General features: G+C 72.3%; 20 protein-coding genes. 11 read left to right on the top strand and 9 right to left on the bottom strand.

Going from position 1 to position 24,116, the window contains the following annotated elements; all coding sequences use genetic code 11:
• Positions 1-259 precede the first annotated feature (259 nt).
• The 4 genes from R4Z63_RS01025 (at position 260) to R4Z63_RS01010 (ending at position 8,830) form a co-directional block, all read left to right on the top strand.
• Positions 260-4,279, top strand: a complete 4,020-nt coding sequence (locus R4Z63_RS01025; RefSeq protein WP_384448980.1) for a HAMP domain-containing protein — start codon at positions 260-262, stop codon at positions 4,277-4,279.
• Positions 4,276-6,687, top strand: a complete 2,412-nt coding sequence (locus tag R4Z63_RS01020; protein ID WP_384448983.1) for a SpoIIE family protein phosphatase — start codon at positions 4,276-4,278, stop codon at positions 6,685-6,687. Before R4Z63_RS01025 ends, R4Z63_RS01020 begins: the two co-directional genes overlap by 4 nt.
• Positions 6,688-6,752: 65 nt before the next feature.
• The gene (locus tag R4Z63_RS01015; protein WP_384448986.1) at positions 6,753-7,595 is read left to right on the top strand and encodes a dienelactone hydrolase family protein; all 843 of its coding nucleotides are present in this window, start codon (positions 6,753-6,755) and stop codon (positions 7,593-7,595) included.
• A 446-nt stretch (positions 7,596-8,041) separates the two neighbouring features.
• On the top strand, positions 8,042-8,830 hold the full coding sequence (locus tag R4Z63_RS01010; protein ID WP_384448989.1) for a class I SAM-dependent methyltransferase: 789 nt from the start codon (positions 8,042-8,044) through the stop codon (positions 8,828-8,830).
• A 91-nt stretch (positions 8,831-8,921) separates the two neighbouring features.
• Here R4Z63_RS01010 and R4Z63_RS01005 read toward each other — a convergent pair whose 3' ends face one another.
• Positions 8,922-9,638 carry a hypothetical protein gene (locus R4Z63_RS01005; RefSeq protein ID WP_037922415.1) on the bottom strand — a complete coding sequence of 239 codons (717 nt, stop codon included), beginning with the start codon at positions 9,636-9,638 and terminating at the stop codon, positions 8,922-8,924.
• A 306-nt stretch (positions 9,639-9,944) separates the two neighbouring features.
• Here R4Z63_RS01005 and R4Z63_RS01000 point away from each other — a divergent pair, with 306 nt between their 5' ends.
• Together R4Z63_RS01000 and argG are read left to right on the top strand one after the other, a co-directional pair.
• On the top strand, positions 9,945-11,174 hold the full coding sequence (locus R4Z63_RS01000) for a PP2C family protein-serine/threonine phosphatase (RefSeq protein WP_384449013.1): 1,230 nt from the start codon (positions 9,945-9,947) through the stop codon (positions 11,172-11,174).
• 59 nt (positions 11,175-11,233) lie between these two features.
• Positions 11,234-12,685 (top strand): argininosuccinate synthase, encoded by a 1,452-nt coding sequence (gene argG / locus R4Z63_RS00995; RefSeq protein WP_037922417.1) that lies wholly within the window; start codon positions 11,234-11,236, stop codon positions 12,683-12,685.
• Positions 12,686-12,901: 216 nt separating this feature from the next.
• Here argG and R4Z63_RS00990 read toward each other — a convergent pair whose 3' ends face one another.
• A complete protein-coding gene (locus R4Z63_RS00990; RefSeq protein WP_384448993.1) occupies positions 12,902-13,564 on the bottom strand; it encodes a TetR/AcrR family transcriptional regulator in 663 nt (220 codons plus the stop codon).
• A gap of 128 nt (positions 13,565-13,692) precedes the next feature.
• On the opposite strand from R4Z63_RS00990, the gene R4Z63_RS00985 reads away from it, so the two are divergent.
• Positions 13,693-14,622, top strand: coding sequence for an alpha/beta fold hydrolase (locus R4Z63_RS00985; RefSeq protein WP_384448996.1), 930 nt, complete (start codon positions 13,693-13,695; stop codon positions 14,620-14,622).
• Positions 14,623-14,691: 69 nt separating this feature from the next.
• On the opposite strand, the gene R4Z63_RS00980 is transcribed toward R4Z63_RS00985, so the two are convergent.
• The gene (locus R4Z63_RS00980; protein ID WP_037922425.1) at positions 14,692-15,123 is read right to left on the bottom strand and encodes a VOC family protein; all 432 of its coding nucleotides are present in this window, start codon (positions 15,121-15,123) and stop codon (positions 14,692-14,694) included.
• Between the two features lie 162 nt (positions 15,124-15,285).
• On the opposite strand from R4Z63_RS00980, the gene R4Z63_RS00975 reads away from it, so the two are divergent.
• On the top strand, positions 15,286-15,948 hold the full coding sequence (locus R4Z63_RS00975) for an HAD family hydrolase (RefSeq protein WP_384449000.1): 663 nt from the start codon (positions 15,286-15,288) through the stop codon (positions 15,946-15,948).
• A gap of 162 nt (positions 15,949-16,110) precedes the next feature.
• Here R4Z63_RS00975 and R4Z63_RS00970 read toward each other — a convergent pair whose 3' ends face one another.
• Positions 16,111-16,752: a ScbR family autoregulator-binding transcription factor gene (locus R4Z63_RS00970; RefSeq protein WP_384455780.1), complete on the bottom strand. Its 642-nt coding sequence runs from the start codon at positions 16,750-16,752 to the stop codon at positions 16,111-16,113.
• 467 nt (positions 16,753-17,219) lie between these two features.
• Here R4Z63_RS00970 and R4Z63_RS00965 point away from each other — a divergent pair, with 467 nt between their 5' ends.
• Together R4Z63_RS00965 and R4Z63_RS00960 are read left to right on the top strand one after the other, a co-directional pair.
• Complete coding sequence (locus R4Z63_RS00965; protein ID WP_199838191.1) at positions 17,220-17,705, top strand: cation:proton antiporter regulatory subunit; 486 nt, start codon at positions 17,220-17,222, stop codon at positions 17,703-17,705.
• A gap of 4 nt (positions 17,706-17,709) precedes the next feature.
• Positions 17,710-18,942, top strand: a complete 1,233-nt coding sequence (locus R4Z63_RS00960) for a cation:proton antiporter (protein ID WP_037922435.1) — start codon at positions 17,710-17,712, stop codon at positions 18,940-18,942.
• Between the two features lie 19 nt (positions 18,943-18,961).
• Here R4Z63_RS00960 and R4Z63_RS00955 read toward each other — a convergent pair whose 3' ends face one another.
• The 4 genes from R4Z63_RS00955 to R4Z63_RS00940 all read right to left on the bottom strand — a co-directional run bounded on the left by R4Z63_RS00955 (position 18,962) and on the right by R4Z63_RS00940 (position 22,149).
• Positions 18,962-19,219 (bottom strand): hypothetical protein, encoded by a 258-nt coding sequence (locus tag R4Z63_RS00955; protein ID WP_384455775.1) that lies wholly within the window; start codon positions 19,217-19,219, stop codon positions 18,962-18,964.
• A 119-nt stretch (positions 19,220-19,338) separates the two neighbouring features.
• Positions 19,339-20,607 carry an LCP family protein gene (locus R4Z63_RS00950; RefSeq protein WP_384827209.1) on the bottom strand — a complete coding sequence of 423 codons (1,269 nt, stop codon included), beginning with the start codon at positions 20,605-20,607 and terminating at the stop codon, positions 19,339-19,341.
• Between the two features lie 198 nt (positions 20,608-20,805).
• On the bottom strand, positions 20,806-21,483 hold the full coding sequence (locus R4Z63_RS00945; protein ID WP_063890592.1) for a M15 family metallopeptidase: 678 nt from the start codon (positions 21,481-21,483) through the stop codon (positions 20,806-20,808).
• Positions 21,484-21,606: 123 nt separating this feature from the next.
• On the bottom strand, positions 21,607-22,149 hold the full coding sequence (locus R4Z63_RS00940) for a MarR family winged helix-turn-helix transcriptional regulator (protein WP_384455769.1): 543 nt from the start codon (positions 22,147-22,149) through the stop codon (positions 21,607-21,609).
• A gap of 177 nt (positions 22,150-22,326) precedes the next feature.
• Between R4Z63_RS00940 and R4Z63_RS00935 the strand changes: the two genes are divergently transcribed.
• Entirely contained in the window at positions 22,327-23,457 is a 1,131-nt protein-coding gene (locus tag R4Z63_RS00935) for an alkene reductase (protein ID WP_052030703.1), read from the top strand.
• Here the strand turns inward: R4Z63_RS00935 and R4Z63_RS00930 are convergent.
• Positions 23,388-24,068, bottom strand: a complete 681-nt coding sequence (locus R4Z63_RS00930) for a cysteine hydrolase family protein (RefSeq protein ID WP_037922441.1) — start codon at positions 24,066-24,068, stop codon at positions 23,388-23,390. The two genes, R4Z63_RS00935 and R4Z63_RS00930, sit on opposite strands and share 70 nt — an antisense overlap.
• Between the last annotated feature and the right edge of the window lie 48 nt (positions 24,069-24,116).

The raw sequence follows: 24,116 nt of genomic DNA, 5'->3' as shown, positions 1-24,116 counted from the left end.
AGCACCGCGGGCGGAAGGTCAGTTCGGGCCGTCCCCCGGCCGGGACGCCGGGCCGGTCCGCTCCTCGGGATTCCGGAGGTACCGCCCTGCGGAGTGATCGAGCGTGCTCCGCCGCCCCTCCGGCGGCGTTAGCCTTCACCGGACCGGTGCCGCGGTGAGGACGGATCCCGGCGGAGCCGGGCGCTCCGGCATGCCCTGCCGTCGTTGGGCCTGTCCTGTCCGCGGATCGGCGCGGTTGTATCGAGAGTGAGGGTGACGAATGGCCGAGCGGGCGGGCGCGGATCCACGGGGTGGCGCTGCGGCGTTGCCGGGTGGCGGAATCGGAGAGTCGGAGCTGCGCCGGTTGCTGGCCGGGCTGACCGCTGTGCGGGACGGGGACTTCCGTACCCGGCTGCCCGACGGGGCGGACGGGCTGCTCGGGGAGATCGCGACCGTCTTCAACGGGATGGTCAACCAGCTGTCGCTGTTTACCTCCGAGGTCACGAGGGTCGCACGCGAGGTCGGCACCGAGGGCCGGCTCGGCGGTCAGGCGGACGTTCCCGGGGTCGGGGGAGCCTGGCTGGACCTCACGGATTCGGTCAACTTCATGGCCGGAAATCTCACCGCCCAGGTGCGCTCCATCGCCCAAGTGGCCACAGCCGTGGCCAAGGGCGACCTCTCCCAGAAGGCCACCGTCACTGCCCGCGGGGAGATCCTGGAGCTGAAGGAGACCATCAACACGATGGTCGATCAGCTGTCCGCGTTCGCCGGGGAGGTGACCCGGGTGGCCCGCGAGGTCGGCACCGAGGGCCGGCTCGGCGGCCAGGCGGACGTCCAGGGCGTCTCCGGAACGTGGAAGGACCTCACGGAATCGGTCAATGTCATGGCCGACAACCTGACGGCCCAGGTCCGATCGATCGCCGAGGTCACCACCGCCGTCGCCCAGGGCGACCTGACGCAGAAGATCAGGGTGGACGCGCGCGGGGAGATCCTGGAGCTGAAGGAGACCATCAACACGATGGTCGATCAGCTGTCCGCGTTCGCCGACGAGGTGACGCGCGTCGCCCGCGAGGTCGGCACCGAGGGCAACCTGGGAGGCCAGGCCACCGTCCAGGGGGTCTCCGGCACCTGGGAGGACCTCACCGACAACGTCAACGTCATGGCGTCCAACCTGACCGGACAGGTCCGGTCGATCGCCCAGGTCGCCACCGCCGTCGCCCGCGGCGACCTGTCGCAGAAGATCACCGTCGAGGCGAAGGGCGAAGTGGCCGCGCTCGCCGGTGTCATCAACACGATGGTCGACACGCTGTCCGCGTTCGCCGACGAGGTGACCCGGGTGGCCCGCGAGGTCGGCACCGAGGGCCGGCTCGGCGGCCAGGCCCGGGTCCCCAACGTGGCGGGCACCTGGAAGGACCTCACGGACAACGTGAACTCCATGGCCAACAACCTCACCGGCCAGGTCCGCAACATCGCCCTCGTCACCACCGCCGTCGCCAACGGCGACCTGTCCAAGAAGATCGACGTGGACGCCCGCGGCGAGATCCTGGAGCTGAAGACCACCATCAACACGATGGTCGATCAGCTGTCCGCGTTCGCCGCGGAAGTCACCCGGGTCGCCCGCGAGGTCGGCAGCGAGGGCCGGCTCGGAGGTCAGGCCGAGGTCGAAGGGGTCTCCGGCACCTGGAAGCGGCTGACCGAGAACGTCAACGAACTCGCCGGCAACCTCACCCGCCAGGTGCGGGCCATCGCCGAGGTCGCCAGCGCGGTCGCCGAGGGCGACCTGACCCGTTCGATCACCGTCGACGCCTCCGGTGAGGTCGCGGAACTCAAGGACAACATCAACTCGATGGTGGGATCCCTGCGCGAGAGCACGCGGGCCAACCAGGAGCAGGACTGGCTCAAGTCCAACCTGGCCCGCATCTCCGGCCTGATGCAGGGCCACCGGGATCTCGCCGCCGTCGCCGAACTCGTCATGGACGAACTGACGCCGCTGGTCGCCGCCCAGTACGGCGCCTTCTACCTCGCCGAGGACGCCCCCCGCGGAACCGTGCTCACCCTCGTCGGCTCCTACGGCCGCCCCGCGGGCAGCGCGGCGGGCACGAGGTTCGCCCTGGGCGAGTCCCTCGTCGGGCAGGCGGCCCGCAGCCACCGGATCATCGCCACCGACCGGGTCCCCGGCGACTACGTCATCTCCTCCGGGCTCGGCCACACGACTCCGGGCAGCCTGGTCATCCTTCCGATCGTCGTCGACGACCAGGTCCTCGGCGTGATCGAACTGGCCTCCTTCAGCGCCTTCACCCCCGTGCACCGGGACTTCCTCGCCCAGCTGATGGAGACCATCGGCACCAACGTCAACACGATCGTCGCCAACGCCCGCACCGACGAACTCCTCGGCGAGTCCCAACGGCTCACCGGCGAACTGCAGGCCCGCTCGGAGGAACTCCAGGTCCAGCAGGAGGAACTCCAGCGTTCCAACGCCGAACTGGAGGAGAAGGCCGCCCTCCTCGCCAGCCAGAACAGCGACATCGAGGCCAAGAACCTGGAGATCGAGCAGGCCCGGCAGGAACTGGAGGCCCGGGCGCAGCAGCTGTCGCTGGCCTCCACCTACAAGTCGGAGTTCCTGGCCAACATGAGCCACGAGCTGCGCACCCCGCTCAACAGCCTCCTCATCCTGGCCCAGTTGCTGGCGCAGAACCCCACCCGCAACCTCACCCCCAAGCAGGTCGAGTACGCGGGCATCATCCACTCGGCCGGCTCCGACCTGCTCCAGCTGATCAACGACATCCTCGACCTGTCGAAGGTCGAGGCAGGCAAGATGGACGTCAACCCCGAGCTGGTGCACCTGCCCCAGCTGCTGGAGTACGTCGACGCCACCTTCCGCCCGATGACCACGCAGAAGAGCCTGGACTTCACCGTCACCACCGCCCCCGACGCGCCCGGCGACCTGCTCACCGACGACGCGCGGCTGCGCCAGATCCTGCGCAACCTGCTCTCCAACGCCGTCAAGTTCACCGAACGCGGCGGCGTCGAGCTGCGCATCGAACCGGCGACGGCCCCGGAGATCCCCGCCGGGGTCTCCCGCCGCGCCCCCATGCTCGCCTTCCGGGTTCGGGACACCGGCATCGGCATTCCCGAACAGCAGCTGGAGTCCGTCTTCGGCGCCTTCCAGCAGGCCGACGGAACCACCAGCCGCAAGTACGGCGGCACCGGCCTCGGCCTCTCCATCAGCCGCGAGATCGCCCAGCTCCTCGGCGGAGCCGTCACCGCCGAGAGCACCCCCGGCCAGGGCAGCACCTTCACCCTTTACCTGCCCGTCAGCCGCGCCGACTACGAGGACGGCCCGCACGGCGAGCCGGCCGGGACGCGCTCGCCCGGGGGCGGCACCCAGGCGTCCGATCCGGGCGGCCGCAGGACCGCCGCGGCGCTTCCGGCGCAGCGCCGCCCCCGTCGTCTGCTGGTGATCGAGGAGCGGCCGGGTGGCCTGCTCTCCCTCGTCGCCGAGAGCGCCGACCGCGACCTCGTCCCCCGTCGGCACGCGGCCGGGGAGCGCGGCGGCATCCAGGTGGTGGGCGCCACCAGCTCGCGGGAGGCGGCCGCCGCGCTGGCGTCCGACGCGTTCCACTGCGTCGTGCTGGAACTGGACATGCCCGGGGGCGAGGCGCTGCGTTTCCTCGACGCGCTCAACGGCGACCCGGCCCTCTCCTCGCTCCCCGTCCTCGCCCATGACAACCCCCGGGGCCGGACCGGCCGGCAGGAGGCAGCGCTGCGCGAGCGGGCCGTCTCGCGCCGGGTGGAACTGCTGTCCAGCCTGGACGAGCTGCGCGAACGCATCGCCCTCCACCTGTCCGCCGAACAGCCTGGGGACGTAGTGCCCCACAGGCAGGCGGACGCGGGGCAGCAGGACGCCCACCTGCCCGACGCCGACCTGGCCGGACGCACCGTCCTCGTCGTCGACGACGACGCTCGCAACCTCTTCGCCCTCAGCGGGATCCTGGAGCTGCACGGCATCCGCGTGCTCCACGCCGAGGACGGCCGCAAGGGGATCGACGCCCTCATCGCCAACGCGGACGTCGCCCTGATCCTGATGGACGTGATGATGCCGGAACTGGACGGCTACGCGGCCACCGCCGAGATCCGGCGGATGCCGGCCTACGAGGCCCTGCCCATCATCGCGGTCACCGCCAAGGCGATGCCCGGGGACCGGGAGAAGAGCCTCGCAGCCGGCGCCAGCGACTACGTCACCAAGCCCGTCGACGCCGACGACCTCATCGCCCGCGTCCGCCACTGGCTGACGCGGTGACCGGGGACACGACACGGCAGGAAGCCGTCCAGCCGCCGTCGGCACCGGTCGCCGCCCGCACCGTCCCGCAGCAGTCCCCGACGCCGCTGGGGCGGCTCGTCGCCACCGTCGAACGGCTGCGCCGGGAGGTGCTGGAGGCGCAGGCCGCCGCGGACGGCCGGGCGCTGGTCGAACTGGCCAAGGGCATCCTCATCGGTCAGCTGAACTGCACCCCGGCCGCGGCGGCACGCCAGCTCGACCTACTGTGCCGGGAGAGCGGCACGTCGCGCCTCGAACTCGCCGCCGACATCGTCAACCAGGCGTCCCGCGACCACGTCAGCGAGATCGCGGCGGCGTTCGTCGACCGTGCCGGTACCGATGACGACCCTGTGGGGCACCCGACGGTCTCGGTCCGGCTGCGTACCGCGGAGAGCGGCATGCTGGCCGCGGCCTCCGACACCCAGGCCGTGGCCGATTCTCTCCTGACCCATGCCCTCGACCCGCTCGGAGCCGTCGCGGTGGCCGTCTGGACCGCCGTCCCCGACGGCTCGCTGGCCCTCGCCGGACACGCCGGGTTCCCGCCCGGGGAGGCCGCCCGCTGGCGCCACGTACCCCCGGGCGTCTCCACCGTCGCCGGTCTCGCACTGCGGGAGCGCCGACTGGTCACCCTGCCCCGCACCCGACGCACCGGCCTCCCCTCGATCGGCCACCTCCAGTGGCCCGACGGCGGACGGATGGCCGTACCGACCGGGACGGGGGGACGGATCCACGGTGTCCTGGAGATCTGCTGGCCCCAGCCCCTGGCCCCGCAGCCGCCGCAGATCGAGCGCCAGGTCGAGGCTCTCGCCGAGCTGTGCGCCCGCACCATGGACGCCGCGCCGCCCGGCGATCCGGCGGTCGGCGACGCGGTGCTCCCGGACGTAGCGGAACTCACCGACCTCGCCGAGGGTCTTCAGGACCCTGCCGTGGTGCTCACCCCGGTCCTCGACTCCGAGGGCCGCCTCACCGACTTCAGGATCCGGCACGTCGGCAGCCGGTTCGTCGATCCCGTGGGACGGCCGCGCGGCGACGTCAACGGGGCGCTGCTGCTGGAGGCCTACCCGATGGCCGCCGCCGAGAACGGGCTGTTCGACATCATCGAGCGCGTCCACGCGACGGGCGAGCCGTTCCGGGCCGAACGCATGAGCCTGACCGCGCTGGTCGACCAGATCCCGCTCACCTCGGTCGCGGACATCAGCGTCAGCCGCCACGGCGCCGCCGTCCTCCTCATCTGGCGGATCGAGGACGAGACGGCCCGACTGGCCAACCTCCTCCAGCACGCCCAGCGCCTGGGCCGCATCGGTGGTTTCGAGGAGAACCTCGCGACCGGGGAGACCACCTGGAACGCACAGCTCTACGCCTTGCACGGGCTCCCGGCCACCGCGGACCCCGTACGGCTGCGGGAACTTCCCGGCCACGCCCATCCGGACGACTCGGCCGCCCTCGGCCGTTTCCTGCGGGCGCTGCTGGGCCACCGCCGCCCCTCCTCGGTCAACTTCCGCCTCCAGCGGCCCGACGGAATCACCCGCCACATCCGGGTGGTGGCCGAGCCCGTCCTCGACGCGGACCGTCGGCTGCACGCCGTACGGGGCGCCTACCAGGACATCTCGGCCCAGCACTGGACCGAGGTGGCGCTGGCCGCGACCAGGGACCAGCTCGCCCACACCGAGGCCGAGTCCGCCGAACGCAACCGGCTGGCGCTCCAGCTCCAGCACGCCATCATGCCGCCCACGCCACCGGCCATCGAGGCCCCGGGGATGCGGGTCGCCGTCCGCTACCGGCCGGCCGAGACCGAGTCGCTCGTCGGCGGCGACTGGTACGACACCGTGGTCCTGCCCTCCGGCCTGATCATGCTGTCGGTGGGCGACGTCGCCGGGCACGGCATCGAGGCCGCCACCGGCATGGTCGTGCTGCGCAACGCCCTGCGCGGCCTGGCCGTGACCGGCGCGGGTCCGGGCCAGCTGCTGTCCTGGCTGAACACGGTCACCCACCACCTGGCCAAGCACGTGACCGCCACCGCCGTGTGCGGCCTCTACGACCCGGGCACACGGCTGCTGCGCTGGGCGCGCGCGGGCCACCTGCCGCCCGTACTCGTCCGCGGAGACCAGGCGGAGGCCTTCCCGCTGATCGAGGGCCTGCTCCTCGGCGCCCTGCCGGACGTCGCGTACGGCGAGCGGGAGGTCCGGCTGGAACCGGACGACACCCTGCTGATGTACACGGACGGGCTCGTGGAGCGCCGGGACTCCTCGGTTCAGGACTCGCTGGGCCACCTGGTGAACGCGGCCGCTGCCGGAGCGGGGGACCTGGACGCACGGTTGGACCGCCTCCTGGCCGGGAGCCGGTCGGACACGGACGACGACACTTGTGTGATCGGTATCCAGGTGGGTTGACCACGATGCCCTACCTGCCGGTAACTTGAGCGCGGCCCAGAAGCGCCGACGGAAGGAACGGGCACGTGCCGAACCACGACCTGACCGGCTTCACCGAAGGTTCGTTCACCCACGACGGCGCGACCCGCCGCGTACTGCGCGCGGGCACGGGCCCTGCCGTGATCGTCATGGCGGAGGTCCCGGGCATCACCCCCAAGGTCATCGCGTTCGCCGAACGGGTGGCCGCGGCGGGCTGCACCGCCGTGCTCCCGGTGCTCTTCGGCGAGCCCGGACGCGACCCGGACCCGCGCAGCGTCGGCTGGGCGAACAGCGGGCGCTACACGGCGTCGACCATGTGGCGGGTCTGCGTCAGCCGGGAGTTCACCCTGCTGGCCACGGGACGCAGCTCGCGGGTCGTGGGCTGGCTGCGGGCCCTGGCCGCCGCCGAACACGAGCGGTGCGGCGGTCCCGGTGTGGGCGCCGTCGGCATGTGTCTGACCGGAGGCTTCGCCCTGGCGATGGCCACGGACGAACGCCTGATCGCCCCGGTGCTCTCCCAGCCGTCGTTGCCCCTGCCCCTCACTCCGGGCCGCGCCGCCGCCATCGACATCAGTCCGGAGGACCTCGCCGTGGTCCGCGGACGCTGCGAGCGCGAAGGGCTGCAGGTCCTCGGACTGCGCTTCCGGGGCGACCGGCTGGTCCCGGGCGACCGGTTCGCCTACCTCCGGCGCGAACTGGGCGACGCCTTCGTCGCCGTCGAGCTGGACGACAGCGACGCGAACCCCGCGAGCCCCCTGCCGCCGCACTCCGTCCTGACGGAGCACCTCGTCGACGAACCGGGCCGGCCCACCCGGGAGGCCCTGAACGCCGTCCTCGACCTCTTCCGCACCCGTCTGCTGCTCCAGGAGCGGCCCACCGCCACCGGCTGACGGCGCGCGCACCGGCCGTGAGACCCCGTCCCGCGTTGCGGCCGGGGTGTCGCAGGCGGCGCGGATCCCCACCGGGAGGGGGCATCGGGCATCCGGTGGTCGTATGAACGGCCGCCGGGATCGCCGCCGGTCCGGTTCGCGGGGTGCGATTCCTGGGGCGCGATTCCTGGGGCGCGTTGTGCAGGCCGGGCGGCAGTCGAGTGGCAATCTGGGACAGAACACCACAAAACCCCGATCCCGTGTGCTGCTCGTCCCGTCCGCGCCGACGTCTCGCCGCCAGTGTGCCGTCGCGCGCCCGGAGCGGCCTCGTGCGCGCGTCACTTCCCCTGGTTCGTGCACGTCGGCGACCGGCGCGTGGTGGGTCTCGAAGGTCCTTCCGGGGGGCAGCGGATCCCGATCCCCGCTGCCGCACCGGGCTCTCGCCTCGCGACGAAGACGGAGTGCTCATGGCCACCAAGAAGAACCTCACAGCCAACCGGGAATCCCTCGTCCACAAGGTTCGCTACGCCGCGAGCCGCCCGCACCGCATCGCCCCGTACCTCAGGCGCGCCGCCCGCGACCGGTGGCTGGCCTTCAAGCACCCCGACCACGTGAGCTACTACCGGGCGGTGATGGCCTCGGACACGCGCCGCAGTCCCGAGGCCGCCGTCGGCAGCCAGACCCACGAACGCTGGCTCGCCCTCGGGAAGATGCAGTTCGACTACCTGCTCGGTCACGGACTGCGGCCCGGGTCCCGGATGCTCGACATCGGCTGCGGCAACCTGCGCGCCGGCTGGCGCTTCATCGAGTACCTCGACGCGGGGCACTACTACGGCATCGACATCTCGCCCGACATCCTCATCGCCGCCAAGCAGACGCTGACCGACCGGGGCCTGCAGGCCAAGGTCCCGCACCTGACGATCACCCGTAACCTGAGGCTGGACTTCCTGCCCGACGGCTATTTCGACGTCGTCCACGCCCACAGCGTCTTCTCGCACTCGCCGATCGAGGTGATCGGCGAGTGCCTGGCCCACGTGGGCCGCGTCCTCGCGCCCGGCGGCCACTTCGACTTCACCTTCGACCGCACCACCGGCACCGAGCACCACGTCCTGCGCGAGGACTTCTACTACCGGACGCAGACCCTCGTGGACCTCGCCGCCCGGCACGGACTTGCCGCCCGCTTCATGGAGGACTGGGAGGAGCTCGGCCACGGCCAGTCCAAGATCCGGGTGAGCGCCGCCGGCGCCGACGTGTGACGACCGGCGGCTCGCCGGGGCCGGCACGGCGGCGACGGGTACGGCGAACCGCGGAGCGGCATCGGTGCCCGCCCCCGGCGGGTGCGCGGCTTCAGGAGACGGCGTACCACTGGCTGGCCCAGCCGGTGTTGATGGTGGCCGTGGACTGCGCTCCGAGGTCCACGGTGGTGGGCAGCGACCTCTGTCCGGTCAGGATGCTGCTGTAGCGCAGGTGAGGCGGCGTCAGCCCGGCGTTGACGGAGATGCCGGCGCCCGTGGACTTCAGGGTGAGGGCGTTGGTGGCCCAGTTGCCGTTCAGCAGCAGCGCGATGAAGTACGTGCCGGGGGCGGCCGTGAAGGGCTTCGCGAGGGGCAGCGGCTTGGCGATGGCGTCGGTCATCAGCTGGGGCGAGATGTCGGCAGTGGATCCGACCAGCGTGCCCTTGGCGTCGTACACGCCGAGGTAGCAGTCGGCCAGCTGGGCGTTCGGGTCCAGGCCGGCCAGCCCCAGCCAGATGTTCGACCAGGTGACCTGCTCGCGCAGGACGATCCGCACCAGCGTGATCCGGCCGCCGACCCCCGCCGACGACTGGGCCGTGACATGGCCGGCGTCATTGGGGTCGCCGGTCCAGGCCAGCAGGTTCTGGTCCTGCGGCCGCGGCCCGTCGAACCCGGCGCCGCCGCCGTTCGGCGCGGCCGGGGCGGACGCCGTGGGACCGGCCTGGGCGGGCCTGCCCCCGTCGGAGGCGGTGCTGCAGCCGGCCAGGGCGAGTATCAGCCCGAGCGCGGTGACGAGGCCGGTGGTGGCGTTGGTGGTGCGGGTGCGCATGGTCCCCCCATGAGGTGCCGGTTGTGCCGACGGACATGATCACACGACCGTCGGCCCGGGCCGGAAGCCGAGGGTCCGGACGCCCGCCACACGAGCGCCGGGCCGGTCCCCCGGGTGCCCGGGGCCGGCCTCCCCGGCCCGGGCCGCACACCCCGCCCCGCCGCCTCCCCCGACCTCGCCGGGGCCCGGGGGCCGGGGGAGCCGCCGAACGGACCAAGGCGCAATCCCGTGCCGAAGCCGCGCGGTGCAAGCGCGCCTATCGTGGGAGGAACCTCACGACCAGGACGGAAGCACACGGACAGGTGGATCGTGAACGGATCCGGGATCGACTACCGGGCGGTGTTCCACGCGCTGCCGGGCGCGGCCGCGCTGCTGACCCCTGATCTGGTGTACCTGGACGTCAACGCCGCGTACCTGTCCGTGGCGGGCCGCACCCGCGAGCAGGTCATCGGCCGCCACATCTTCGACGCCTTCCCCGACAACCCCAACGACCCGGCCGCGACGGGCACCCGCAACATGCGCACCTCGCTGGAGCGGGTCGTGGCCACCGGGGAGCGCGACGCCATGGCCATCCAGCGCTACGACGTGGAGGACCCCGAACGGCCGGGGGTCTGGCAGGAGCGGTACTGGAGCCCGGTCAACGTCCCCGTCCTCGCCCCCGACGGCGCCGTGGCGCTCGTTCTGCACCGGGTGGAGGAGGTCACCGAGCTGATCCGGGCCCGAGGGGCCCGCAGCGGTGAGAGCGCGACGCAGGTGCTGGAGGCCGAGCTCTACAGCCGGGCGCGGGAGCTCCAGGAGCTCAACGAGCGGCTGCGCCGGGCCCACGCGCGGGAACGGGAGGTGGCACTCCACCTCCAGGAGTCGATGCTTCCCGAGCCGAGCCCCCTCGCCCACCACCAGGCGGCCGTCCGCTACCGCCCCGCCGCCGCGGCCCTGAACGTGTGCGGGGACTGGTACGACCTCGTCGACACCCCCGGCTGCACCATCGTCGCCGTCGGAGACGTGGTCGGCCACGGACTGGGCGCGGCCGGGGTCATGGGGCAGCTGCGCAGTGCCCTGTCCGCCGCCTCGCTCGTCGCCGAGGGCCCCGCCCAGGCTTTGGAGGTGCTCGGCCTCTATGCCCGCTCCGTCGCCGGAGCCGAGTCCACCACCGCCGTCTCGGTCTTCATCGACTGGAACAGCCGCACCCTGACGTACAGCAGCGCCGGCCACCTTCCGCCCGCGCTCTGCGGCCCCGACGGCACGGTCGTCTTCCTCGACGGGGCCACCGACCCGCCGCTCGGTGCCCGCCCCGAACACGCGCCGCGTCCCCAGGCCCGTACCGCCTACACCGAGGGCTCGGTCCTGGTCCTCTACACCGACGGGCTCGTCGAGCGCCGGCGCGAGGACATCGACACGGGCCTGGGCAGGCTCGCCGACGCACTGGCCCGCCACCGGGGCGCCGATCCCGCCGTGCTCGCGGACGCCCTCCTGGCCGATCTGGTGCCGCCCGTCGGCGTCACCGACGACACGGTCCTGGTCGTCCTGCGCCTGTAAGGACCGGTCGACACGCCCACCAGATTGCATGAACATGCGTGAGCCTGCATACTCTTCCTATGTCTAAGGTCCTCACCTCCCTTCCCGCCGGCGAGCGCGTCGGCATCGCCTTCTCCGGCGGACTCGACACCTCCGTCGCGGTCGCGTGGATGCGCGACAAGGGCGCCGTCCCGTGCACCTACACCGCCGACATCGGCCAGTACGACGAGCCCGACATCGCGTCGGTGCCCGCCCGCGCGTCGGCGTACGGCGCCGAGATCGCCCGCCTGGTCGACTGCCGCGCCGCGCTGGTCGAGGAGGGGCTGGCCGCGCTCACCTGCGGTGCCTTCCACATCCGCTCCGGCGGTCGGGCGTACTTCAACACCACGCCGCTCGGCCGTGCCGTCACCGGCACCCTGCTGGTGCGCGCGATGCTCGAGGACGACGTCCAGATCTGGGGCGACGGCTCGACCTTCAAGGGCAACGACATCGAGCGGTTCTACCGCTACGGCCTGCTGGCCAACCCGCACCTGCGCATTTACAAGCCCTGGCTGGACGCGGACTTCGTCGCCGAGCTCGGCGGCCGCAAGGAGATGTCGGAGTGGCTGCTCGCCCACGGCCTCCCCTACCGCGACAGCACCGAGAAGGCCTACTCCACGGACGCCAACATCTGGGGCGCCACCCACGAGGCCAAGACCCTGGAGCACCTCGACACGGGTGTCGAGACCGTCGAGCCGATCATGGGCGTGCGGTTCTGGGACCCCTCGGTGGAGATCGCCGCCGAGGACGTGACCATCGGCTTCGACCAGGGCCGCCCGGTGACGATCAACGGCAAGGAGTTCGCCTCCGCCGTCGACCTGGTGATGGAGGCCAACGCCATCGGCGGCCGACACGGCCTGGGCATGTCCGACCAGATCGAGAACCGGATCATCGAGGCCAAGAGCCGCGGCATCTACGAGGCCCCCGGCCTGGCGCTGCTGCACGCGGCGTACGAGCGCCTCGTCAACGCGATCCACAACGAGGACACCCTCGCGCAGTACCACAACGAAGGCCGGCGGCTGGGTCGCCTCATGTACGAGGGTCGCTGGCTGGACCCGCAGGCGCTGATGATCCGCGAGTCCCTCCAGCGCTGGGTCGGCGCCGCCGTCACCGGTGAGGTCACGCTGCGGCTCCGGCGCGGCGAGGACTACTCGATCATGGACACCACGGGTCCCGCCTTCAGCTACCACCCGGACAAGTTGTCCATGGAGCGCACCGAGGACTCGGCCTTCGGCCCGGTGGACCGGATCGGACAGCTCACCATGCGCAACCTCGACATCGCCGACTCGCGCGCCAAGCTGGAGCAGTACGCCGCCCTCGGCATCGTCGGCAACACGCACGAGACGCTCATCGGGGCCGCCCAGGCCGCCTCGACGGGCCTGATCGGCGCGATGCCGGAGGGCGGCGCCGAGGTCATCGCCTCCCGAGGCCGGGCCGAGGGCGACGATGAGCAGATGCTCGACCGTGCCGCGATGGAGTTCGGCACCGACTGATCCACGGCAGTCCCGGCCCGGCGGCGGGCGGCGCACACCTCGGACCCGGAAACCCGGGGAGGGGCGCGCCGCCCGCCGCTTGTCGTCGGGTCGGATGTCGGATGCCGGAATCCGGGTGCTCGATGCCCGACGCCGGCTCGGCCCGTCGGGGATCCGGGCCCCGCGCCGCACCGGGCGGCACTCCGACCCCGTGCGGCTGCCCGCCCGCCCCGGCTCTCAGCCGCCGGTGGGCCGGGCCTCTCCGGGGTCCGGCGCTCCGTCGGCCGACGGCCGCCGCGCGGGGGTGAAGATCCGGTCCAGGTGGTGGCGGAGCACCGCGACGGCCGATTCCGGCCGCCGCTGGCCCACGAGGATGCTGGTGCCCATCGTCGCCGCCATCGCGAGGAGGCTGATCGCCTCGGTGCGCGCGTCGGCGTCCGGATCGGCCAGACCGCCTTCCTGAGCCTGCCGGAGCAGCCCGGTCAGCGCGTCCTCGGCGGCGTCCGGCTTGTCGATGAACGGCTGGGCGGCGAGGGCGTCGTCCGTCACGGACAGGATCGAGTAGGAGCTGTAGAGGAGATGGAAGGTGCGGCTCTCCTCGTCCACGGGCAGGGAGGCCAGGAGGATCGCCTCGACGGTCGCGCGCACCCCGGGATCCGGGCTGACGGCGTCCAGTCGGGCCCCCACCCGCGCGGTGAAGCGGTCGGTGAGGTGCTGCAGCCCGTAGAAGAGCAGCTTCTCCTTGGTCTGGAAGTAGTACTGCACGAGCCGGAGTGACACGCCGGCCTCAGCTGCCACGTCCCTCATGCCGACGGCATGCAGTCCGCGCCGTCCGGCGACCCGGACGAGCGCCTCGGCGATCTGCGTCCGCCGTTCCTCGTGGTCCACGCGCTTCGGCATGTGTCGTCCCGTCTCCGCCCGTCGGTGGTGGTGAGGGCTCCGGCGGCGCCGGCCCTTTTCATGGTACCGCCGTACCATTTTCATGGTACGTTCGTATTACGAAGAACGGATCTTCCCGGAGGTGCCCCGTGCCCCAGACCGCGACCCGACCCCGCGTGCGCCGCGACATCGGCCACTATGTGAGCGACACCCTGCGGGACCGGTACTTCGCCGCCTGTGACGCCCTCTACGCGATGGGCGCGCCCGCCCGCTCCGAGACGGACGTGGAGACGAGCTTCGGCACGACCCACGTCTACCGCTACGGCCCCGCGGACCCGGCCGCCGAATCCCGCACGCCCGTGGTCCTGATACACGGTTCGGGCGGGTGTTCCGCCCAGTGGTACCCGAACACCCGAGCCCTGAGCGCCGACCGGCCCGTCTATGCCCTCGACACGCCCGGCGACCCCGGCCGCAGCGTCCATCGCGAGCCGATGTGGCAGCCCGAGCGCGCGGCCCAGTGGATGGAGGAGGCCCTTGACGCGCTCGGCCTGGACGAGGTCCACCTGGTCGGCTCCTCGTACGGGGGCTGGCTGGTCATCAACCAGGCCCACCTCCGGCCCGGACGCCTGGCCTCCGTCACCGCCCTCGACCCGGGCGGCCTGGAGAAGGTCGGGCTGCGCTTCTTCTTCTGGATCTTCGCCAGCCTCTTCGCCACCTTCGCTCCCAAGGCCTGGCGCCCCCGTCTCGCCAAGTGGCTGGAGCAGCCGGTGATCGTCGTACCCGAACTCCGTGCGTGGGTCCAGGCCGGCGTGCGGGCCTTCCGGATCCGCAGGCCCGCCCCGCTGCCTCTGTCGGACGCGGAACTGGGCTCCATCAGGACGCCGTTCTACCTGATCATGGGCAAGCGAAGCCTGCTCGTGCACCCGAAGCGGCAAGTGGAGCGCGTACCGCGCCTCGTACCCGGCGCCCGGGCCGAGATCCTCGCCGCCACCGGGCACGGGCCGCAGATCGACCACCCCGAGCTGGTCAACGCCAGGATGCTGGCCTTCATGGAGGACGTGGACTCCCGGGGCGCGTGAGGGCCGGGGCGAGGCCCTTCCGGTGCCGTCGCCCTCCTTGTGCGACGTGAGGGGCCGACGTGCGCGGGGTCAGCGTTCGCCGAGGTCCGAGGGGGCCTCCTGAACCAGCCAGCCGTTGCCGTCGGGATCCTCGAAGGAGAGGAAGGAGTTCCAGGTGCCACCCTTGCCGTCTGCCCAGCCCGCGTCGCCGAGATGGCGCACGGGGGAGACGGGCACCCCGCGCTCGGCCAGGGTCGCCCGGGCGGCCTCGATGTCGGTCACGCACATCTGCAGGCCATGCAGGGTGCCCGGGGTCATGACCTTCACGCCGGGCGGTGTGGGCATGCCCTGGAGCAGGGCGACGGAGCACCGTGAGCCGGGCGGCGTCAGCTGGATGACGCGCACTCCGGGGGCGACCTCGTCGTCAAGGTCGACCGCGAAGCCGACCTTCCCGGCGTAAAACTCCTTCGCACGGTCCATGTCGGTGACGGGGACGGGGACGACTTCGATGGTCCAGTTCACGGGGTCTCCTCGGAGACGTTGTCGGTTCGGTCGGCGCCTGTGGCGGGTCCACGGTCGCCGATGACGGTCCGGTCGCGCACGTCGAAACGCCCGTGAGGGGCTGACAGGATGGTCCGGTGAACCCTTGTTCGAGGAAGGTGGGAGGGGTGGCATGATCGGGGGGTGATCGCCGAACCCGCCCGCCCCGGAGCGAAGAAGTGCGTCCTGTTCGACGTCGACGGCACACTGATCGACGCCGTGGACAACCAGCGCCGCATGTGGGGTGAATGGGCGCGCCGCCACGGGCTGGATCCCGACGAGGTGCACCGGGTGGCACTGCGCACCAGGCCGGTGGAGACCTTCGCCGAGGTCGCTCCGGAGCGGGACCCCGAACAGTGCCTGGCGATGCTGCACGCTCTGGAGGACGAGGACGTCCGCTCGGGCACCTACGGCGCGTTCGAGGGTGCGGCCGGACTGTTGGAGGCGCTGCCGTCCGGGTCGTGGGCGCTCGTCACGTCGAACTACGAGCACCGGGTGCGCGGGCGCTTCGCCCGGACCGGCCTGCCCGTGCCGGAGGTCGTCGTCGATGCCGCCTCCGTGGCCGAGGGCAAGCCGTCGCCGGTGCCGTACCTGCTGGCCGCCGCGCGACTGGGAGCAGAGCCGCGGGACTGCCTGGTCATCGAGGACGCGCCGTCCGGAGTCCGCTCCGGGCTGCGCGCGGGGATGACGGTCTGGGGGGTCAACGCTCCCGAAGCGGTGGCCGGGGTGCACCGCCACTTCAGGAGTCTGGGCGAAGCGGCCGCGTCCGTCCTCGCGTTCGCACACGGCACCGGCCCGCACACGTGACAGGCGCCGGCCGCGGCGCGGTGAATGCGCCGCGGCCGGTGGTGTGGCTGGTGTGGGCAGGGCGGTCTCGCTCACGCCGTGGCGAGCACCCCCGTGGTTCGCCACGGCGTGTGCGACGCCGCCCTGGTGCGTCCGTGCGTCCGTGCGTCCGTGCGCGTGTCGTCAGTTGACGGCTGCGCCGTGCGAGTGCGGTGTGCCGGTGGGGTGGAAGCGGGCCATGCGGTCCGTGGGGACGATGGTGGGGAGCAGGAAGTTCCACAGATCGGTGACACGGTGGTGGAGGTCCTCGCGGCGGGTGCGGACGTGCGAGGTGACCTGGATGCCCGTGAACGCGGCGACGAGGAGGGCCGAGAGGGCGCCCACGTCCAGGGAGGGGTGGATGTCACCGTTCTGCTGGGCGGGTGTCAGGCAGGTGCGGCAGGTGTCGATCCAGGCGTCGTACGGCGTCGGGTCGGGGCTGGTGAAGGAGCCGAACTCGATGACCAGACGGATGCCGGCCCGGACCCGGACGTCGGTGCGCAGTCCGTGGGCCATCCGGTGGCTCAGGTCGATGATGGTCTGCAGTCCCGGGTTCTCGATCGCCGGCACGTTCTCCGCGACCCGGAACTGCTCGTCCATCAGCGTGCGGGCGAGGGCCTGCTTGGACGGGAAGTGGAAGTAGAGGGCACCCTTGGTGACTCCGGCGTGCCTGACCACGTCGCTGAGGCTGGTGCCCTCGAATCCGCAGTCGTCGAACGCGATGGCCGCGCCGTCGAGGATGGCCTGACGGGTGATTTCGGCCCGTTCCTGTCTGGCCCTCGCCACGTGGTGGTCCTCCCGGTCGCTGTCGGTGGGGTGTCCGCTGTGGTGTGCCGTCAATGTAATCGGGTGAACCGAAAGAAAACCAGTCGGCAAGTACGTTTGTGTGAGAAGCGAGAAAACGTTCAGTCTGTTGTGGTGCTCCTTGTGCTGCTCTCGTCGGGCGACCCTTGGGCCGTGAAGCGCGAACAGCGACTGTGGTCAGGCGAGTTGACCGGGTGGGACGAGGTGCCCGGGCCCCCCGGGAGGGTTCGCGGGTACGACGACGGGCCCACACCCCCCTCCGGCCCGGCGGCTTCGTCCCGTCCCGCCCCTCGGTCGCGTCCCTGCCGAGCCGTTCCGACGTCCGTACTCCGGTCATGGCGATCGCGGCCTACGTGGCAGCATGAACCCCGCCGCGCCGGTTCCGTCAGTCCGGGTCCGCCGCGTGCCGCACCACCGTCACAACGCTCACAACACGAGGGGGATGGGCTGTGCCTGCTCCACGGATGCGTACGACGCCGCTGCCCGGCATCGGCGTCCAGTACGACCTCACCACCCGCGAACACCGCAACCTGTCGGTCATCGCGCACCGGGACGGCACGCGCACGGTCAGCCTGTACCGTGCGGACGATCCGGACGCGTGTGCCGAGTCGCTGCACCTGACGGGACCGGAAACAGCCTCGCTGATCGACGCGCTGATGCCGGCGCACCACAGTCCGAACCTCCTGCACACCACCGACCTGGGCCTGGTCGCCGAGCGCGTCGAACTCTCCGCGCACTCGCACTGGAACGGCCGTGTGCTGGGCGAGACCCGTATGCGCACCGAGACCGGAGTGTCGGTCGTGGCGGTGCTGCGACGGGCCGAGGCCCGTCCCTCCCCGGCCCCGGACTTCCGCCTGGCCGGTGGAGACACGCTCATCCTGATCGGCACCCGCGAGGGCGTGGACGCCGCCGCGGCGATTCTCGGCAGGGAGTGATCGAGTGCATTCCGCCGTCTTCCTCATCGAATTCGGAGCGATCATCCTGGGACTGGGTCTGCTGGGCCGGGTCGCGGGCCGCCTGAAGTTCTCGCCCATACCCCTGTACCTGCTCGCCGGGCTGGCCTTCGGCACCGGCGGTCTCCTCCCGCTCGGCGCGAGCGAGGAGTTCGTCGCCATAGGCGCCGAGATCGGGGTCATCCTCCTGCTGCTGATGCTGGGTCTGGAGTACACCGCGAGCGACCTGGTCTCCAACCTCAAGACCCAGTACCCGGCGGGGATCGTCGACTTCACCCTCAACGCGCTGCCCGGTGCCGCCGCGGCCCTGCTGTTGGGCTGGGGGCCGGTTGCCGCCGTCGTCCTGGCCGGCGTCACCTGGATCTCGTCCTCCGGAGTCATCGCCAAGGTCATGGGAGACCTCGGCCGGCTCGGCAACCGCGAGACCCCGGTCATCCTCAGCATCCTGGTGCTCGAAGACCTGGCCATGGCCGTCTATCTGCCGATCATCACCGCCCTGCTCGCCGGAGTGAGCCTGGCGGCGGGCAGCCTCACCCTCGCCATAGCCCTCGGTGTCGCGGGCGCGGTCCTGTTCGTCGCCGTCCGCTACGGCCGGCTCATCTCGCGCTTCGTCTCCAGCGACGATCCGGAGAAGCTGCTGCTCGTGGTCCTCGGTCTGACCCTGCTGGTGGCGGGAATCGCCCAGCAGCTGCAGGTATCCGCCGCCGTCGGGGCGTTCCTGGTCGGCATCGCGCTGTCGGGCGAGGTCGCCGAGGGCACCCACACGCTGCTCAGCCCGCTGAGGGACCTGTTCGCGGCCGTGTTCTTCGTGTTCTTCGGCCTGCACACCGACCCGGCGAGCATCCCGCCGGTGCTGCTGCCCGCGCTCGCGCTGGCTGTCGTCACCGCCGGAACGAAGATCGCCACCGGTTACTGGGCGGCCAGGCGGGCCGGTATCGGAGTGAAGGGCCGTTGGCGGGCGGGCGGCACGCTCGTGGCCCGGGGCGAGTTCTCCATCGTTATCGCAGGACTCGCCGTCACCGCCGGCATCGAACCGGCGCTCGGGCCGCTCGCCACCGCCTACGTGTTCATCCTTGTCGTCATGGGGCCGCTCACCGCCCGGTACACCCAGCCCCTCGCGGCCCGGTTCGCCGCGCGCCGGCGTACGGCCGGTCGGTCCGCCGACACGGTGCCGGACACTGCCTCGGCCCTGCCGGAACCGGTGTCGCGGGACCGCTGAGACCGGGGGGCGCGCCGCCTCACGGCAGCCGTTCACGCTTCCGCCGGTTCGTGTCGGAGCGGATGACCGTCACCGCCGCCGCGATCAGCCCGGCCGCGAGGAGTAGTCCGTGAGGCAGGACGGCGCCGGCGACGGCCGAGGCGAGGGCGGCGGTCAGGGCGAGCGCCAGCACGGCCCCGTGTCGGCCGGACCGGTCCCTGGCAGGGCCGCGCCCGCAGCGCGGACGGCCGTGCCCGGTGGCAGACCGCGGCGTGCGGGTCCCGTCCTCGTGGTGCATGCGCCGCTCCTCTCGTGCCCGGGCGCGCCTCCGCGGGCCGGAGGGCGTCGCCCACGCTCAGTGCCGTGGTCCGCTCGACCCGCCGGGGTCGGGGGCGCTGCCGGCGCCGGAGGCCCGTCTCACGACCGGCCCGCGGGCGCCGCTCCGGGTGCCTCGGCGCAGCGTAGGCGGTCGCCGGTCACGGGGGCGCCGTCGGCGATGTTGCGGTCGTAGGTGACGGTCCTGACCAGCGCCGGCTCCGCTCCGACGGCGACGTCGAAGTGCGCGTCGTGTCCGGGCACCGCCTCCGTCCGGGAGCCGGGCAGCGCCGCCGCAAGGGTCGCCGCGTGCTCCTCCTGGCCCGGGGCGTACCGGATGACGGGCGGCCCCGCCGGGCGGACCGGGGGCGCGGACGCGGACGTGTCGGTGACGGCGAAACCATTGCGGCGCAGGGCCGCGGCCACGGTGGCGTCGTCCACCCGGACCGAGACGGCCGCGGGGTTCGTGGGCGCCGGGTTCTCGGCGACGGGCTGGATCCGGGTGTCGCCGGTGATCGGACGGTCCGCGCCCAGGGCCTCCCACAACGCGGCGGCCCGCGTCTCGTCCCACACGAGGGTGGACCCCACGCCGGGCACGCGGTGGTCGAAGAGCCGGATCGGGACGGTGGCGAACTCGGTCCGGTCCGCCCGCAGGCGGCCGAGCGCCCAGCCGATGCGGATCAGGTCTCCCGGGCCCGTACGGGTATCGGTGCGCACGGTCTTCAGCAGGGTGTGTACGGTCCGCGCCGTGCGTGCGGGGTCGGCCAGCGCGCCCTCCAGGGTGAGCCGGGCCAGCAGGTCGTTGACCAGGCGCTGCTGGCGCCGGACGCGGCCCAGGTCGCCCGGCCGGAGGTTGACGTGCCGAGCCCGGGCGTAGCGCAGGGCCTGGTTGCCGTCGGCGTGGTGGCGTCCGGCTCCGATGTCCAGGCCGGAGTTCTCGTCCTTGAGCGGCCTGTCGGTGCACACGGTGGCGCCGCCGAGGTTGTCCACGGTCCGCTCGAAGCCCGCGAAGCCGGTCTCCAGGTAGTGGTCGACGCGGAGTCCGGTGGCCTTCTCGACGGTGGCGACCGCGAGCGGGCCGCCGCCGAGGGCGAACGCGCCGTTGATCTTTCCCTTGCGCGGAGGCATGGCGGTGCCGGCGTACTCGACGTAGGAGTCGCGCGGGATGGAGACGACGCTCGCACGGTGCCGGTCCTCGGACAGGTGCACCAGCATCATGACGTCGGTGCAGTTGCACCCTTTGCCGCCCACGTGGAGCCGGTTCTTCTCGGCCCGGGAGAGCCCCGCGCGACTGTCGATGCCCACGATCAGGATGTTCGTGCCCCGGCCGCCGTCCGCCGCGGTGTGGGCCGATACGGCCTGCGGGCTCACGAGGGAGCCGCAGGAAAGGGCGGTCGCGCAAGCGAGAGCAACGGCGAGTCGACGCAATGCAAATCCCCCAAAAAAGGACGAAATCGTATCGATTAGCGACTTTAGGGGGCGCCGGGAGAGGAGCCGTCGCGCACACGCCGGAGTCACCCGCGCGGCGGTCCGGCGGTCCGGCGGTCGGGTGGGCCCGGGGCTCGGGGGCTACCCGCCGTTGGCGGAGAAGTGCTGGTAGTCCGGATTGGCCCAGCGGCCGCCCCACTGCCAACCCGCCTCGCGGAAAGCCGCGGAGACGGCGTCGTCCGGGTGGATCTGGCCCGCGCGGGCCGGTGACCGCTGCAGGTGGGGGCGTGCACGGGGCGGATGGACGGTCCCGTTGACGTCGACGTACGGATTCTCGGCGGGGTTGATGTCGACGGCGTCGCCCCAGGCGTGCCGTGACAGGCGCCGGGGGTCACCGGTGACGGGGCGGCAGTTGAAGCCCGACGTGTTGTCGTCGGCCATGGCCTGCTCGTCGTTGCGGTACTCGGCCATCACGCGCATCCGGCGGATCGGGAAGCGCGCCGCGAAGGCCCGCTCGAAGACGTGGAGGAGAGGGGTGACGGCGTTCTCGTGGGCGACCATCTCACCCGCGTGGACGCGGCCGTCGAAGCCCCAGTGGTTCATCCGGATCAGGCGGAGCCGCTCCGGCGGGACCGGGCAGCCTGCCCGGTGGGAAGCGCCCAGTTTCGCCTGCGGTACGGCGGTGACGCGCGAGGCGAATCGGGCGGGAGGGACGGGCGGTCCGGTGGGCAGGACCGGCGGGGCGGCCTGCGTGGAGCAGGCCAGTGCGGCCGCGCACAGGGCGGCCGTCAGGGCCGCGGCCGCTGTGGTGTGGCGCACGGGACAACGCTACGACGCGCGCCGCGGGCGGGCATGCCGGAACCGTCCCGGTGGGAGGTGGGACGTGGGAAGCAGGAGGGCGGCAGCACCCGGCCCTCGGCGGGCGGGTCGGGAGGCCGGCGCTCAGCAGCCGATCGGCCCCTCGCCCGTGCTCGCGCATCCGGCGTCGGCGCCCCGGGCGGCCGCCCCGCACAAGGAAGCCTCCACCTTGCCCAGCAGGCGGCCCAGCTCGGCGCGCTCGGCACCGTCCAGACCGTCCAGGGTCTGGCGCTCCAGCTCGCCCCACGCGCGGCTCACCTCGGCGAGGAGCTCGCAGCTCGCCTCCGTCGCCTCGACCAGGGAGGCGCGCCGGTCGGCCGGGTCGGGGCGGCGCCGTACATGGCCGGACTGTTCGAGGCGCTGGAGCATCTTGGTCACCGTGGACGGGTCGAGCCCGACCGCCTTGATCAGCTCCGACTGGCGCACGGCCCCGTTGTCCCACAAGTGCATCATCAGGAACTCCTGGCCCGGATGCAGTCCCAGGTCCCGCAGTAGGCGGCCCGCGGCGATCCGGTGGAGTCGAGCCACCCGGCTGATCGCGTGACTGACCGGGCCGTCCAGCACGGCGCCCGGCACTGCCGCGCACTGCGCGGGCGCGGGCGTTTCCGGGGCGGCTTCCGGGGTCATGGAACGTTCCTCCTGCGTCGTGTGCGTCGGGGTCCCGATGGTGGGGCGCCGCCCGGACCGTCCTCCGGTGCGTCGATCCTACCTGCCACACCGATTTTACCTTGGCCGGCCAATTAATAAGGTACGCTGCACCTCGAAGCCATTACTTGGCCGACCAATTATCCTTGTGAGGCGAAAATGACCAGCGCTTTCGACCCGGTCCGCATGGCCGGCAGCACCCTCTCCAACCGGATCGCCCTGGCCCCGATGACCCGCAGCCGCGCAGGCGAGGGCGGTGTGGCCACCCCGCTCGTCGCCGAGTACTACACCCAGCGCGCCTCCGCCGGCCTGATCATCAGCGAGGGCGTCCAGCCCTCCGTCGTCGGACAGGGCTACCCCTTCACTCCCGGCCTCCACAGCACCGAGCAGGTCGAGTCCTGGCGCGCGGTGACCGACTCCGTGCACGCGGCCGGCGGGCGGATCTTCGCCCAGCTGATGCACTCCGGCCGCATCGGCCACCCGTCGCTGCTGCCCGACGGACTCGTGCCCGTGGCCCCGTCCGCCGTCACCCCCGCCGGTCAGCTGTTCACGGGCGAGGGCATGAAGGACTTCGTCACCCCGCACGAGCTGACCGGCGAGGAGGTGCGGGCGACCATCGCCGACTACGCCGAAGCGGCCCGCAATGCCATCGAGGCGGGCTTCGACGGCGTGGAACTGCACGGGGCGAACGGCTACCTGATCCACCAGTTCCTGGCCCCCGGATCGAACCTCCGCACCGACGAGTGGGGTGGCCCGGCCGAGAACCGCATCCGCTTCGCGGTCGAGGTCGTCCAGGCCGTTGCCACCGCGATCGGCGCCGAGCGCACGGCCCTGCGCATCTCGCCGGGGAACCCGTACAACGACATGTCCGAGCCCGACCCGCGGCCCGTCTACGAGGCGCTGGTCAACGAGATCGACGGGCTGGGACTGGCCTACCTCCACGTGCTGGAGTTCGGCCCCGAGGCCCGGGAGACCACCCTCGCGCTGCGCAAGCAGTTCTCCGGCCTCCTCGTGCTGAACCCGGCAACGGAGGGCCCCACCGATCACCGGGCCCTCGCACTGATCGAGGACGGCACCGCCGACGTCGTCGCCTTCGGCGCCCTCTTCCTGGCCAACCCCGACCTGCCGGCCCGCCTGCGCACCGAGGGTCCGTACAACACCCCTGACACCGCCACCTTCTTCGGCGGCGACGCCCGCGGGTACACCGACTACCCGACCCTTCAGGGCGCCCCCGCACCGATCAGTCCCAGCACCTCGGCCGTGCTGCGCACGTCACCGAACGACCGGTAGACCGTGTGCAGGGCGGCGTTGTGGTCCTGATCGCGCCGGGCCGCGTTGGCGTCGGCGACCATCACCACGCGCAGGCCCGTCGTGGCCGCGTCCCGGGCCGAGGACTCGCAGCAGACGTTCGTGAGCGTGCCCGTGATCAGGACGGTGTCCACGCCGCGCTCCGCCAGCAGTTCCGGGAGCGGGCAACGGCCGGGAAAGAAGGCGCTGTAGGCGTTCTTCTCCACCACCGGATCCTGCGCCCGGACATCGAGGGAGGGCCACAGGCGCGAGCGCGGCGGGCCCTCCCCACCGGTGGCCGCGAACCGTTCGCCGGCCACCGGTCCGTAGAACTCGCCGCTCACACCCCCGAGCGGCGCTTCGTTCGCCGGCACGACCCAGGCCACCAGACCCCCGGCCGTACGCAGCGCCGCGGCGATCCGGTTGATGTGCGGCACGATCCCCCGGGCGTAAGGATTGGCTCCGGCGAAGAAGGGCACCATGTCGATCACGACGAGGGCGGTGCAGGCCGGATCGACGCTCTCGTACGCGTGCCTCCTGCCCCGTCGGGCTTCCTGCCGGGCGTACTCCCGGGGTTCGATCCGCCAGTCGTGGAGCGTGGAATCGGTCCGCATGGGTCTCCTGCCGCCTGCCCGCCTGTGACGGCGGGAGACTGCCCCGCC

It is taken from the genome of Streptomyces sp. PL-29 (genome assembly GCF_058344425.1).
This window is presented reverse-complemented; position numbering and strand designations above follow the sequence as displayed.